This window comes from Nocardiopsis yanglingensis (assembly GCF_045809185.1).
In the GTDB taxonomy this organism is placed as follows: Bacteria; Pseudomonadota; Gammaproteobacteria; order Xanthomonadales; family Xanthomonadaceae; genus Stenotrophomonas; species Stenotrophomonas yanglingensis.
In genome coordinates this window covers 35,099-47,670 of record NZ_JBJNRH010000012.1, presented here as the reverse complement: position 1 = coordinate 47,670, position 12,572 = coordinate 35,099, and the positions used below count along the sequence as shown (strand labels likewise).

Annotated in this window: 12 protein-coding genes and 1 tRNA gene; 5 read left to right on the top strand and 8 right to left on the bottom strand. The window is 66.9% G+C overall.

The genetic code is table 11. The features are described 5' to 3' along the window. Nucleotides 1-145 precede the first annotated feature (145 nt). Nucleotides 146-1,663: an alanine/glycine:cation symporter family protein gene (locus ACJ7C5_RS15665; RefSeq protein WP_412704406.1), complete on the top strand. Its 1,518-nt coding sequence runs from the start codon at nt 146-148 to the stop codon at nt 1,661-1,663. Then, complete coding sequence (locus ACJ7C5_RS15660) at nt 1,656-2,489, top strand: TrmH family RNA methyltransferase (RefSeq protein WP_412704405.1); 834 nt, start codon at nt 1,656-1,658, stop codon at nt 2,487-2,489. The genes ACJ7C5_RS15665 and ACJ7C5_RS15660 overlap by 8 nt, the downstream gene beginning before the upstream one ends. Nucleotides 2,490-2,631: 142 nt before the next feature. Here ACJ7C5_RS15660 and ACJ7C5_RS15655 read toward each other — a convergent pair whose 3' ends face one another. From ACJ7C5_RS15655 to ACJ7C5_RS15640, 4 genes are all read right to left on the bottom strand, one after another. Continuing rightward, nucleotides 2,632-4,053, bottom strand: a complete 1,422-nt coding sequence (locus ACJ7C5_RS15655) for a M28 family peptidase (RefSeq protein ID WP_412704404.1) — start codon at nt 4,051-4,053, stop codon at nt 2,632-2,634. A gap of 226 nt (nt 4,054-4,279) precedes the next feature. Beyond that, complete coding sequence (mscL, locus tag ACJ7C5_RS15650) at nt 4,280-4,684, bottom strand: large-conductance mechanosensitive channel protein MscL (RefSeq protein ID WP_014038282.1); 405 nt, start codon at nt 4,682-4,684, stop codon at nt 4,280-4,282. A 55-nt stretch (nt 4,685-4,739) separates the two neighbouring features. Further along, the gene (locus ACJ7C5_RS15645) at nt 4,740-5,456 is read right to left on the bottom strand and encodes a fumarylacetoacetate hydrolase family protein (RefSeq protein ID WP_019660190.1); all 717 of its coding nucleotides are present in this window, start codon (nt 5,454-5,456) and stop codon (nt 4,740-4,742) included. Between the two features lie 74 nt (nt 5,457-5,530). Next, on the bottom strand, nt 5,531-5,812 hold the full coding sequence (locus ACJ7C5_RS15640; RefSeq protein ID WP_005410817.1) for a hypothetical protein: 282 nt from the start codon (nt 5,810-5,812) through the stop codon (nt 5,531-5,533). 178 nt (nt 5,813-5,990) lie between these two features. On the opposite strand from ACJ7C5_RS15640, the gene ACJ7C5_RS15635 reads away from it, so the two are divergent. Beyond that, nucleotides 5,991-6,326, top strand: a complete 336-nt coding sequence (locus ACJ7C5_RS15635; protein WP_049401603.1) for a Rieske (2Fe-2S) protein — start codon at nt 5,991-5,993, stop codon at nt 6,324-6,326. A 122-nt stretch (nt 6,327-6,448) separates the two neighbouring features. Here ACJ7C5_RS15635 and ACJ7C5_RS15630 read toward each other — a convergent pair whose 3' ends face one another. The 4 genes from ACJ7C5_RS15630 to thiS all read right to left on the bottom strand — a co-directional run bounded on the left by ACJ7C5_RS15630 (nt 6,449) and on the right by thiS (nt 10,206). Further along, the gene (locus ACJ7C5_RS15630) at nt 6,449-8,296 is read right to left on the bottom strand and encodes an SLC13 family permease (protein ID WP_412704403.1); all 1,848 of its coding nucleotides are present in this window, start codon (nt 8,294-8,296) and stop codon (nt 6,449-6,451) included. Between the two features lie 27 nt (nt 8,297-8,323). Further along, nucleotides 8,324-9,058 carry a tRNA (guanosine(46)-N7)-methyltransferase TrmB gene (gene trmB / locus ACJ7C5_RS15625; RefSeq protein ID WP_412704402.1) on the bottom strand — a complete coding sequence of 245 codons (735 nt, stop codon included), beginning with the start codon at nt 9,056-9,058 and terminating at the stop codon, nt 8,324-8,326. Then, the gene (locus ACJ7C5_RS15620; protein WP_053450634.1) at nt 9,058-9,852 is read right to left on the bottom strand and encodes a thiazole synthase; all 795 of its coding nucleotides are present in this window, start codon (nt 9,850-9,852) and stop codon (nt 9,058-9,060) included. The genes trmB and ACJ7C5_RS15620 overlap by 1 nt, the downstream gene beginning before the upstream one ends. A gap of 153 nt (nt 9,853-10,005) precedes the next feature. After that, complete coding sequence (gene thiS / locus ACJ7C5_RS15615; protein WP_088026936.1) at nt 10,006-10,206, bottom strand: sulfur carrier protein ThiS; 201 nt, start codon at nt 10,204-10,206, stop codon at nt 10,006-10,008. A gap of 207 nt (nt 10,207-10,413) precedes the next feature. Here thiS and ACJ7C5_RS15610 point away from each other — a divergent pair, with 207 nt between their 5' ends. Further along, on the top strand, nt 10,414-12,267 hold the full coding sequence (locus ACJ7C5_RS15610; RefSeq protein WP_412704401.1) for an autotransporter outer membrane beta-barrel domain-containing protein: 1,854 nt from the start codon (nt 10,414-10,416) through the stop codon (nt 12,265-12,267). A gap of 116 nt (nt 12,268-12,383) precedes the next feature. Then, nucleotides 12,384-12,457: transfer RNA gene (locus ACJ7C5_RS15605), tRNA-Gly, on the top strand. The last annotated feature ends 115 nt before the right edge of the window (nt 12,458-12,572 follow it).

The window sequence follows — 12,572 nt, the reverse complement described above, 5'->3', positions numbered from 1 at the left end:
TGCTCGGCTGCCGTCCCCGCCAAGCCGAGCATGGGCTCGGCTCTACAAAACAGCGCTACCGCAGCGGCCTTCGATCAGGGAGAATCGACCGGTCCCCTCCAGCCGACGGGACGTCCTTACAACCCGCCGACTGGAGAGAGCGCGCGTGGAAGCTACCGTACATTTCATCAACAGCATCATCTGGAGCAAGGCGCTGATCTTCATGTGCCTGGCCGCCGGCCTGTTCTTCAGCCTGCGCACGCGTTTCATGCAGATCCGCGGCTTTCTCGAGATGTGCCGCCTCACCGTCAAGGGTGAGAAATCCGACGCCGGTGTGTCCTCGTTCCAGGCCCTGGCCATGTCGATGGCCGGCCGCATGGGCATCGGCAACATCGCCGGCGTGGCCACCGCCATCGCCTTCGGCGGCCCCGGTGCCATCTTCTGGATGTGGGTGATGGGCTTCCTCGGCGCGTCCACGTCGTACGTGGAATGTACGCTGGCGCAGATCTACAAGACCAAGGACGCCGAAGGCCGCTACCGCGGTGGCCCCGCGTACTACATCGAAAAGGCCATGGGCCTGAAGTGGTACGCGTTGGTCTTCGCCATCGCCACGATCATTGCGGCCGGCTTCCTGATGCCGGGCGTGCAGGCCAATGCCATCGCCGACAGCATCATCAACGCCTGCCGCGGCACTGCGCTGTGTGGCCCGCTGGATGGCCAGATGCTGGGCATGGAATCGGTGCAGGCACTGAAGCTGGGTATCGGCATCGTGGTGGCGCTGCTGCTGGGCGTGGTGATCTTCGGCGGCGTCAAGCGCATCGCCAACTTCGCCGAGGTGGTGGTGCCGTTCATGGCAGCGGCCTTCATCCTGACCGCCATCGTCATCATGATCATCAACTACGATCGCGTGCCGGAAATGTTCGGCATCATCTTCAAGAGTGCCTTCGGCACCCACGCCGCGTTCGGCGCGATGATGGGCCTGGCGGTGGAGTGGGGCATCAAGCGTGGCATCTATGCCAATGAGGCTGGCCAGGGTTCGGGCCCGCACGCTGCAGCCGCCTCGGAAGTCTCGCACCCGGCCAAGCAGGGCTATGTGCAGGCCTTCGCCATCTACTTCGACACCATGATGGTGTGCACCGCCACCGCGTTCCTGATCCTGGCCAGCGGCACCTACAACGTGTACTCGCCGGTGGCCGGCGCCGAGCCGATCTTCCAGGGCCTGGCCGGCATTCCGGAAGGTGCGGGCTACGCGCAGGCCGGCGTGGAAGCGGTGCTGCCGGGCTGGGGTTCGGCGTTCGTATCGATTGCGATCTTCTTCTTCGCCTTCACCACCATCATGGCGTACTACTACATGGCCGAGACCAATCTCAGCTATGTGAACCACAACAGGAAGCGCCCGCTGACCGTGCTGGTACTGCGCCTGGGCATCATCGGCATGGTGGTGTTCGGCGCGTTCCATAATGCAACCCTGGCCTGGGCGCTGGGTGACATCGGCGTGGGCCTGATGGCCTGGCTGAACATCATTGCCATCCTCATCATCCAGAAGCCGGCCATGCTGGCCCTGCGTGATTACGAACGACAGAAGAAGCTCGGCCTCGATCCGACCTTCGACCCCGATGCCCTGGGCATCAAGAACGCCGATTTCTGGCGTCAACGCAAGCTGGAGTTGTCCCGTAGTGAATGATCCCTGGAAGAATGCCCGCCGCCCGTCGTCGCGACCGCCGCGGGCCACCCCGCTGCCTCCGCGTGAGGGCGGCACCCCGCCGCCACCGGGACGCGGCAATGACGAACTGCGCCTGTATGGCTGGAACGCCGTGCAGGCCCTGTTCGCCAAGCGCCCGCAGGCGCTGCGCAAGCTGTACCTGGTGGACGCGCTGATTCCGCGCATGCAGCCGGTGCTGAAGTGGTGCGTGGCCAACCGCGTGGGCTATCGCGTGGTGGAAGAGGGCGACCTCAACAAGCTGGCCGCGACCACGCACCACGAAGGCTTGGTGGCCGACGTGCTGCGCGCGCCGGTCGTGCCGCTGGCGCAGTGGCTGGAGGAACTGGACGAAGGCCCGGCGTTGGCGCTGTGGTTGGACGGTGTCGGCAATCCGCACAACTTCGGTGCGATCCTGCGCTCGGCCGCGCACTTCGGCGTCAAGGCGCTGCTGCTGCCGGCTGGCAGCACACTGGCGCTGTCCGGTGCCGCCGCACGCGTGGCCGAGGGTGGTGCGGAGTCGGTGCCGCTGGTGCAGTTGCCGGAGACCGCTCAGGCGATGGCGCAGCTGCGTGCAGCCGGCTTCGGGCTGGCGGCGACCCTCGTTGAGGGGGGCGACGACGTGTTCCGTGCGTCGCTGCCGTCGCGTCTTGTGTACGTAATGGGCGCAGAAGGCGAGGGCATGGACCGCGGCCTTGCCAGCGAATGCGACCTGCAGGTCTCGATTCCCGGCAGCGGCGCGGTGGAGAGCCTGAACGTGGCCTCGGCCACGGCCGTGCTGCTCGCGCAGTGGGCCAGTCGACGCGATTGAACCTCTGCTTGGGGTCGGATCCCTCGCCTGGGCGAGGGCTCTGATCCTGCCGGTTCCCGCTGCAGGATCTGCCGTGGTTGGTGCGAACCTTGGTTCGCACCGCTCCCGCCGCGCTCGCCGGGCATGGCCCGGCGCTACCGCATCACTCGTTCGGCGGCGTGGTCGCCTTCGCTTCGCTGCCGAAGTTGCCATCGGCCTCTGCCGCCAGGTACGCGAACACGGTGTATGCAGCCACGTTCTGCGCCAGTGCCTTCGGGTCGATCTTGTCCAGCGTGTCGTCGGCGGTGTGGTGCAGGTGGAAGTAATCCGAGCCGTCCTGCGCCAGCCACGCCCATGCACCGCCCTTGGCGGCCAACGGACCGACGTCCGGGCCCGAGCCGCCCTTGTCGGCCTGGTACTCGATGCCCAGCGGCTTCATCACTTCGGCAATCTGCTTCGTCGCTTCTCGTGAGCCGTCCGGGTTCGGCGAACCGGTGTTGAAGGCATAGATGCGGCCGGCACCGAAGTCACTCTCGGCGGCCAGCTGGTGCAGGGCCACGTCCTTGGCGTGTGCCTCGGCGTAGGCCTTGCCGCCGTAGAGACCCTGCTCCTCGTTGGCGAAGGCGATCACGCGGATGGTGCGCTTCGGCGCCTGCTTCAGCTGGCCGATCAGGTGGCCGGCGGCCATGGTGATGCCCACGCCCGCGCCGTCATCCACCGCGCCGGTGCCCAGGTCCCACGAATCCAGGTGACCACCGATCACCACCACTTCCTTCGGCAGGCTGCGGCCGGTGATCTCGCCGATCACGTTGTACGAGGTGGCAGTGCCATCCCAACCGCAGTCCAGCGCCACCTTCACCGTGGTGCTGCCTCGCGCGAGCAGACGGGCCAGCTGGTCGGCATCGGGCACCGACAGCGCCGCCGACGGCACCGGGGTCAGACCGTCGTCGAAGCGGGTGATGCCGGTGTGCGGCACGCGGTGCGAGTCGGTACCGGCCGAGCGCATCAGGAAGCCGATCGCGCCCTTGCGGATCGCCTCGGACGGGCCCTTGCTGCGGATCGCACCACCACGGCCGTAGTCGCGGCCATCGCGGAACGGCAGCATCTGGTAATCGACGAAGGCGATCTTACCCTTCAGCGAACCTGCCGGTGCAGCCTGCAGTGCGGCCAGGTCGGCGAAGCGCACCACTTCGGCTTCCACGGTGCCGCCCGGGCTGCCGCCCAATGCGGTGATCTGCAGCGGCTGCGGGTTCTTGCCGGTCACCGCGGCGTGTTCGCTGCGGCGCTCCCACTTCGGGAACGTCACCGGCTCCTTCCAGACCTTGTCGAAGCCGAGGGCCTTGAACTTGGCTTCGGCCCAGGCCACGGCGCGGGCGTCGGCTTCGCTGCCGGCGATGCGCGGGCCGATCTCGGTGGTCAGCGATTCGACCACCTTCCAGCCGGTGTCATCGGCCAGCGCCTGGTCGCGCAGCTGCGCGGCGGTCGCCAGCGACGCCGGGGGCAGGGTGGTGGTGTGCGGCGCCGCGAAGGCCGGGCCGGCCAGCAGGGCGAGGGAGGATGCGATGGCAAGGAGGCGGCGACGCATGGACAACTCCGGGAAGGGACCTAAGCCTTGGAGCTTAACAGTCGTTCAGGCGTGCGCATGGGCGGGAGGTAATGGCTGGCGCGAACGCTGTTTTCCGCCACGTCCGGCAAAGCGAAAGCCCCGCCGGGGCGGGGCTTTCGTGCAGTAGCGGTAGTGCCGGCCGCTGGCCGGCTCCCCGCTTGTTCGGAGGTTGCCGGCCAGCGGCCGGCACTACCGGTAGGCGGACTTATTTCTTCAGGCTGTCGCGGATCTCGCGCAGCAGCACCACTTCCTCGGCCGGTGCGGCCGGGGCGGCTTCCTGCTTGCGCGACAGGCGGTTGATCGCCTTGACCACGATGAAGATGGCGAAGGCCACGATCACGAACTGGATGATGGTATTGATGAAGTCGCCGTAGCCAACCACCACGGCCGGAATCTCCTTGCCATCAGGACCCAGGTGAGCCGGCGACAGGGTCCAGGCCAGACTGGAAAAGTCCACGCGGCCGATCAGGTAGCCCAGTGGCGGCATGATGATCTTCTCGACCAGCGCCGTCACGATCTTGCCGAAGGCCGCGCCGATCACCACGCCGACGGCGAGGTCGATGACGTTGCCGCGCATCGCGAATTCCTTGAACTCGGTGAGCATTCCCATTGTTGTTTTTCTCCGGTGGGGGAAGTGGACAGCGCGCAGGGTAGCGCAGGTGATGTCAGCCGGCGATCACGCCGTGGCGCTCGGCCACGTTTTCCAGGCGGGCACTGAAGCGGTCGCCGGGCTTCAGTGCGGCCACCCCGGACGGGGTGCCCATGAACACCAGATCGCCGGCACGCAGCTGCCACAGCTTGGAAAGTTCATGCAGGATCTCCGGTACGTTCCAGATCATCTGGTCGAGCAGCGCCTGCTGGCGTACTTCGCCGTTGACCTCCAGCGACAGGTTCAGCGCGGCCAGGTCGCCCACTTCCTCGGCGTGGACGATTTCGCTGATCGGCGCGGAGGCATCGAAGCCCTTGGCTGCATCCCACGGGTGGCCCTTGTCCTTGGCCGCGGCCTGCAGGTCGCGGCGGGTCAGGTCCAGGCCGACGGCATAGCCATAGACCAGTGCGTCGGCATCGGCCACCGCCAGCTCGCCGGCGGGCGCATCGCGGCCGATCGCCACCACCAGCTCTACTTCGTGGTGCAGGTTGGCGGTCGCCGGCGGATAGGGGATGGCATCGTCGTGGCCGACCACGATCGCATCGGCCGGCTTGCTGAAGAACATCGGGCGGCCACGGTCATCGGCCGCCGGCACCGCCGCGCCCATTTCGCGGGCGTGGTCGGCGAAGTTGCGGCCGACGCAGTAGATGCGGTGCACGGGGAAGCTGCCGCCACCGGCTACCGGCACACGCGGCAGGGCTACGGCAGGGATCACATCGGAGACATCGGACATGCGGGCATCCAGGAAGGGCGTGCCCGCAGTCTAGAACGCATGGCGCCCGCCGTCAGCGGGCGCGGTGGCGTAGGTCAGCGCGAGGCCGGCAACACCGGCTTGCGCACCACGCGGTACTCGCCCTCGACCACGGTCGGGTCGACCGGACGGGCGACACCCGGCTTGCGCGAAGCCAGCAGCTTCCACGCCAGGCCGACCAGGATCATCGCCGCACCAACAAACACGCCGATGAACACCATCGCGGCCAGGATCGCCAGGCCGAGCAGGCCCACGGCAACACGCACCAGCGGGTGACGCGGCTTGCGCGGCGCGAACAGGGTGCGGAACTGGTTGAAGGCGGATGCGCGATTGAACATGGCGACTCGATAGGCTGGGATCAGCGAAACCAGAGTATCGGGACGCGCCACTGTCATTGAGTGAAAAACTCGTTAAATATAGCCTGTGCTTATTACGGATCAATGACTTGTGTTCATGTCGCAGCCAGTCACCTGAGTGGGCGTGCGACAATGCGGGTTTACTGTCCGAGCCTTCGCCATGACTGCCGCCGCTGCCCTGATCGCCCTTGATGCCATTGCCGATGGCGCGTTTGCCGAGGTCGAAGCGGTGGTTGATGGCGATGCCGAGTCGCTGGTGCTGTACCGCGATGGCGCGCAGGTGCGTGCGTTCCTGAACATCTGCCCGCACGCCGGCCGTCGCCTGGACTGGGCCCCGGGCCAGTTCCTGAAGAGCCGCGAGGGCCACCTGGTGTGTGCCGCCCACGGTGCCTCGTTTGCGCTGGACAGCGGCGACTGCATCGCCGGCCCGTGCAAGGGCGACCGCCTGCGCGCGGTGCCAGTGGACGTGCGCGACGGGCAGATCTACCTGGCCTGAGGCCGGGCGATGTTGCTTGAGGTAGGTGCGGACCGTTGGTCCGCACGCTCCGTTGCAGGCAAGCCCTGTGCGGACCAACGGTCCGCACCCACCTATCGCAGCCCTGCCAACAAGCCCAACCCTCAGAACATCAGGTTGATCATCAGCACCACCACGCACGTGTAGATCAGCGACAACGGTCCGCCGACCCGCCACATTTCGCGTGGGGTGTAGTTGGCCGGGCCGGTGATCATCGAAATCACCGGGTTCGAGGCCGTCATCAGGTTGTTGGAGGCCGACAGCGCCACGATCAGCGCGAACGCCGTCGGATTGCCGCCCGCCGCCAACGCGAGGTTCACCGCAATGGGCACCATCACGATGGTCGCGCCCACGTGGCTGATCACCAGCGAGAACGCCGTGGTCAGCAGCGCCAGTGCCACTTCCAGTACCCATACCGGGATGCCGGTGGGCAGCTTGTCGATGGTGTGGCCGGCCACCCACGCCGCCGCGCCACTGGAATCCATCGCCCAGCCGAGCGGAATCAGCCCGGCCATCATGAACACCGTCTTCCAGTTGATCGAGGCGTAGGCCTCGTCCATGCGCAGCACGCCGGTCAGCAGCATGCCAGCCACGCCGGTCATCAGCGTCAGCGCCACCGGCAGCTTGCTGGTCAGCGCGATCAGGATGGTCAGCGCGAAGATCGCCATGGCGATCTTGAACTTGTGCGGGCGTTGTTCGCCGGTCGGGTAGTCAGTCACCACCACGAAGTCACGGCTCTTGGCGGCCTGCGCCAGGTCGGTCCAGATGCTGTGGAAGACCAGCATGTCGCCAGCGCGCAGCTGCACATCGCGCACGTCCTCGCGGATCACCTGCTTGTCGCGGTTGATCGCCAGCAGGCTGATGCCGCGTTCCTTGCGCAGGCGCAGGTCGGCCGCGCTCTTGCCGATCACGTTCGAGGTCGGCGGCACCACCGCCTCGGAAATACCGGCACGGCTCGGGTTGAACAGGTCACCCAGGTGCTTCAGGCGCGATGACATGCGCAGGAACTGGTTCTGCGCGAAGTCGTTGATCTGCTCGCGCGGGCCCATCGCGCCGAGCACGCTGCCGACCCAGATGCGCATCTCCGCCGGCGGCGCCAGGCGGGTGTCATTGCCGGTTTTCAGGGCCAGCAGCAGCGGGGCATCGTGCAGGGTCTCGGCCTCGCCCAGGGTCATGCCCACCAGCGGACTTTCGGCGGTCACCACCAGCTCGAACACATCGCCTTCGATGCCATAGGTCTTGGCGAAATAGCTCTCGGTGCGCGCCGGGGTGACCCCGTCGTTGACCAGGCTTTCCTCTTCCACCAGCTTGCGGTCGCCGTAGTAGCGGAAGTACAGCAGCGAGGCGATCAGCAGGGCCACGCCGATCGGCAGCGGCGCGAACATGCGCAGCGGCTCGATGGTGGCCAGGCCCGAGGGCAGGTTGTTGTTGGCCGAGGCCAGCAGATCGTTCAGCAGGATCAGCGGCGAATTGCCGACCATGGTCAGCGCGCCGCCCATCACGATCGCCGCCGAGATCGGCAGCAGCAGGCGCTGCATCGTCAGCCCGGTGCGCGCCGCCAGTCGCGAGGCGACCGGTAGGTACAGCGCCATCACCGACGGGTTCTGCATGAAGGACGAGTTCAGGCCGGCGATGGTGGTGGTCATCATCAGCAGACGCTGCTCGACACCGTGGCCGCGCCGCAGCAGCCAGGCTGCCAGGCGGTTCAGCGCCCCGGTGCGGTCCAGGCCCGCACCGAGGATGGTGGTGGCGATGATGCTCATCACCGCGTTACCGGAGAAACCGCCGAAGATCTCCTCCGGCGCGATCAGTCCGGTGACACCGAGCACCACCAGCACCACCAGCGCGACCACGTCGGCGCGGATGCGCTCGAACAGGAACATTGCCATCGTGAAGCCGACCAGCCCGAGCACGAGCTTCATGTCGTTGGTCAGCGTCAGCGCGGTATCCATGTGGGGCGCAGTGTCCTCAGGCGATCGTCAGGTGCGGTCGTACAACAGGTCCCAGACGCCGTGGCCGAGCTTCTGGCCGCGGGTCTCGAAGTGCGTCTGCGGGCGCCAGTCCGGGCGCGGCACGCTGCCACGCGGGCCGGCGCGGTTGACCAGCCCGGCGGTGGCATCAAGCACGTCCCACATCTGCTCGGCGTAGTCTTCCCAGTCGGTGGCGCAGTGCAGGCGGCCACCCGGGCGCAGCTTGCGCACCAGCAGCTCGGCAAATGCAGGCTGCAGCAGGCGGCGCTTGTTGTGGCGCTTCTTGTGCCACGGGTCCGGGAAGTAGATGCGCACTTCATCCAGCGCACCATCGGCGATCTCGTTCTGCAGCACTTCCACCGCATCGTGGTGGTACAGGCGCACGTGGTCGGCGTTGTCGTCGGCCAGCGCGTTCAGCAGCCGGCCCACGCCGGGCGCGTGCACTTCGATGCCGACGTAGTCGCGCGACGGATCGTGCTGGGCGGCGAAGCGCAGCGCGGCACCATTGCCGAAGCCGATTTCCAGCACCTTGTGCGCCGGGCGGCCGAAGGTGGCGTCCAGGTCACGCGGCTGGCCGTTGTAGTCGATGCCGAAGCGCGGCCAGCGTTCGTCGAACGCGCGCTGCTGGGCGGGAGTGAAGCGGCCCTGGCGCAACACGAAGCTGCGCACCTCGCGGCGGCCCTCGCTCACGGTGAAGGGCTTGGGCGGGGCCTTGGAACCGGCGCTGTCGAAAGGATTGGTCATCAGCCGATCAGCCCATCCACCGGGGAAGAGGCGCTGGCGTAGCGCTTGCGCGGGATGCGCCCGGCCAGGAAGGCCTCGCGGCCGGCCTCGACCGCCTTGCGCATGGCGCTGGCCATCAGCACTGGACTGCGTGCACCGGCAATGGCGGTATTCATCAGCACGCCGTCGCAGCCCAGCTCCATCGCGATTGCCGCATCCGACGCGGTGCCCACCCCAGCGTCAACGATGATCGGCACCTTGGCGTCTTCGATGATCTGCAGCAGGTTGTACTTGTTCTGGATGCCCAGGCCCGAGCCGATCGGCGCGGCCAGCGGCATCACCGCAGCGCAGCCGATCTCTTCCAGGCGCTTGGCCAGGATCGGGTCGTCGGAGGTGTAGACCATCACTTCGAAGCCGTCCTTGACCAGCTGTTCGGCGGCCTTGAGGGTCTGCACCACGTCCGGGTACAGCGACTTCTGGTCGCCCAGCACTTCCAGCTTGGTCAGGTTGTGGCCGTCCAGCAGCTCACGGGCCAGCCGGCACGTACGTACCGCGTCTTCGGCGGTGTAGCAGCCGGCGGTGTTGGGCAGGATGGTGTAGCGGTCCGGTGGCAGCACGTCGAGCAGGTTCGGCTCGCCCGGGTTCTGCCCGATGTTGGTGCGGCGGATGGCCACGGTGACGATCTGGGCGCCAGCAGCCTCGGTGGCCAGGCGGGTTTCTTCCAGGTCCTTGAACTTGCCGGTGCCAGTGAGCAGCCGCGAGCCATAGGTCTTGCCGGCGATCACCAGCGAATCGGGGGAGACATGAACGTTCATGGCGCGATTATCGCTTATCCGCCTGAAGATGGGGTCACGCAAGGTGGTGCTGTCCGCAGGAGGGTGAGGGTAGTGCCGGCCGCTGGCCGGCAGATGCAGGGTGCCTCACAGCGTCGGATTGCCGGCCAGCGGCCGGCACTACTAAGGCAGGTCTCAGCCGCCGCCCAGCGCGTGCACGATCTCCACAATGTCGCCTTCGGACAGGACATGCTCGCCATGGCGGCTACGGCTGACGATCTCGCCGTTGACCTCCACCGCCACCCGGCGCTGCAGCAGCTGCTCGGCGTCGAGCAGGTCGTGGAGGGTCGCCGAAGCGGGCAGGGTACGGGGTTCACCGTTGAGCTGGATGTTCATCCGCGCATTGTCGCTGATAGCCCGCCGGGATCGGAACGTTTGCAAATTGAACCGGGCGCCAGCTCCGGCACAGCGGGTTTTCCCGTGCCCGGGCGACAATTCATGCGGCGGCGCAGCGTGAGCAAAAGGCGGCGCGGTGAAACCATTCACCGTGCGCCGGCGTACGTCCGCCGGGTCCTCAACGATATCCCCACAGGAGTTCTTTACATGCTGCTCAGCAAACGCCCGATCCGCTCCCTGATGGCGGCCGCGATCGCGCTGGCCGCGGTACCGGCCATGGCAGGCGAATCCCCGTATTCCAGAGCCGTGTTCTTCGGTGACAGCCTCACCGATGCCGGCTATTTCCGCCCGCTGCTGGATCCGGGCGTGCGGCCGGTCACCGGCCAGTTCACCACCAACCCGGGGCTGGTGTGGTCGCAACAGTTGGCCAATTACTACGGCCTCGATGGCACGCCCAACGGTAATGGCCAGAATGGCGACAACTACGCCGTTGGCGGCGCCCGTGTATCGGTCGACGAAGCGGGTGGCCTGGGAGCCATTCCGTCGCTGAAGTCGCAGGCCGCCCGTTACCTTGCCGCAAATGGCGGCAAGGCTGACGCCAATGCCCTGTACACCGTCTGGGGCGGTGCCAATGACCTGTTCGCGGCCACGCGCGCAGCGGCCGGCGGTGCATCGCAGGCCCAGGTGCAGGGCATCATCGGGGCAGCAGTCACCGACCAGATCGCCCTGGTGGGCGCACTGAAGCAGGCCGGGGCGCAGTATGTGCTGGTGCCGAATCTGCCGGACGTGGGCATCACTCCGCAGTTCCGCGGCCCCAACGCCGCTGCCGCCACCGCGCTGTCGGCCGGCTACAACAAGGCCCTGTACGGTGGCCTGAAGCAGGCGGGCATCGAGTTCATTCCGCTCGACACCTTCAGCATCCTGCGCGAGGTGACCGCCAATCCGGCCATGTATGGCTTCACCAACGTCACCAGCACGGCCTGCAAGATCGATCCGAACAATTCCACTGCGAGCATCATCGGCTGCAACCCGACCAGCTACGTCAGCCCGGATGCGGCCAACACCTACCTGTTCGCCGACGGCGTGCATCCGACCACCGCCGGCCATCAGCTGCTGGGCCAGTACGCGGTCTCGGTGCTGGAAGGCCCGCGTCTGCAGCAGGTGCTGAGCCACTCGGCACAGACCATCGGCCGTTCGCGTGCCGACCAGGTCAGCATGCACCTGGGTGGTCGCCCGGCCGACGGCCTGTCCTGGTGGGGCGGCGTGCGTGGTGACATGCAGCGCTATGACCATGCCGACCTGTACGACGGCCTGGCCCCGGCCGGCCTGTTCGGTATCGACTGGGCGCGCGACGGCATGGTGTTCGGCGGCTTCGCCGGCTTCGGCCGCCTCAATGCCGACTTCGGCAACAGCCGTGGCGACTTCACCCAGAAGGACACCACCGCCGGTCTGTTCGCCGGCTGGTATGGCGACCGCATCTGGGTGAACGGCCAGGTCAGCTACACCTGGTTGTCCTATGACGTGAACCGCAAGGTCCAGCTGGGGCCGGCCACCCGCGAGCACGGTGGTTCGCCGGACGGCAGCAACCTGACTGCTGCCCTGAACGCCGGTTACGAGTTCGGCACCGAAGGCGGCTTCCGCCACGGCCCGATTGCTTCGGTGATCTGGCAGAAGGTGAAGATCGACGGTTACACCGAAAGCGCTGCGGCCGGCACCCTGGCCACCGCACTGGGCTATGACCGCCAGAATGTCGATTCGACCGTCGGTCGCATCGGCTGGCAGGCCCGCTTCGATGGCGGCACCGTCAAGCCGTACGCGCAGTTGACCTACGACCACGAGTTCGAAGACACCAAGCAGGCCAGTGCCTGGCTGCAGACCCTGCCGGAACTGGGCAGCTATCGAGTGCCGGGCCTGAACTTCGACAAGAACTACGCCACCGTGGTGCTGGGTGCCCGTACCGAGCTGTTCGGCCTGCAGAGCAACTTCGGCCTGAGCGCTTCGGCCGGGCAGAAGCGTGCCCAGGACGCGACGCTGTTCGCCAACTTCAGCGGCAGCTTCTAAGCAGAAACCAGGCGGGGTCGGATCCCCTTCGGCAACGAAAGGGCTCCGGCCCCGCTCTGATGCAGGGGGCACCATTGCGCAACACCGGCCCCAGCGCATAGACTTTCCACCGCAACGCGGGCGTAGCTCAATGGTAGAGCTGTAGCTTCCCAAGCTACTGACGTGGGTTCGATTCCCATCGCCCGCTCCATCCTGCGGCCCGGGCCAGTATCAGACGCTCCGGGGTTCCGCACAGCCCTGTGGTTCAACGTGCAGTTTCCACGTTGCTGCGCCACGAGGCCCTGCCAAGACTGTCCATGATCGAC

Bases quoted from the DNA above. Each gene is read 5' to 3' on its own strand.
- ACJ7C5_RS15630 (WP_412704403.1), bottom strand. From the start codon at position 8,296: ATGGATACCGCGCTGACGCTGACCAACGACATGAAGCTCGTGCTCGGG.
- ACJ7C5_RS15655 (WP_412704404.1), bottom strand. From the start codon at position 4,053: ATGCGTCGCCGCCTCCTTGCCATCGCATCCTCCCTCGCCCTGCTGGCC.
- ACJ7C5_RS15635 (WP_049401603.1), top strand. From the start codon at position 5,991: ATGACTGCCGCCGCTGCCCTGATCGCCCTTGATGCCATTGCCGATGGC.
- ACJ7C5_RS15620 (WP_053450634.1), bottom strand. From the start codon at position 9,852: ATGAACGTTCATGTCTCCCCCGATTCGCTGGTGATCGCCGGCAAGACC.
- trmB (WP_412704402.1), bottom strand. From the start codon at position 9,058: ATGACCAATCCTTTCGACAGCGCCGGTTCCAAGGCCCCGCCCAAGCCC.
- ACJ7C5_RS15645 (WP_019660190.1), bottom strand. From the start codon at position 5,456: ATGTCCGATGTCTCCGATGTGATCCCTGCCGTAGCCCTGCCGCGTGTG.
- ACJ7C5_RS15610 (WP_412704401.1), top strand. From the start codon at position 10,414: ATGCTGCTCAGCAAACGCCCGATCCGCTCCCTGATGGCGGCCGCGATC.
- thiS (WP_088026936.1), bottom strand. From the start codon at position 10,206: ATGAACATCCAGCTCAACGGTGAACCCCGTACCCTGCCCGCTTCGGCG.
- mscL (WP_014038282.1), bottom strand. From the start codon at position 4,684: ATGGGAATGCTCACCGAGTTCAAGGAATTCGCGATGCGCGGCAACGTC.
- ACJ7C5_RS15640 (WP_005410817.1), bottom strand. From the start codon at position 5,812: ATGTTCAATCGCGCATCCGCCTTCAACCAGTTCCGCACCCTGTTCGCG.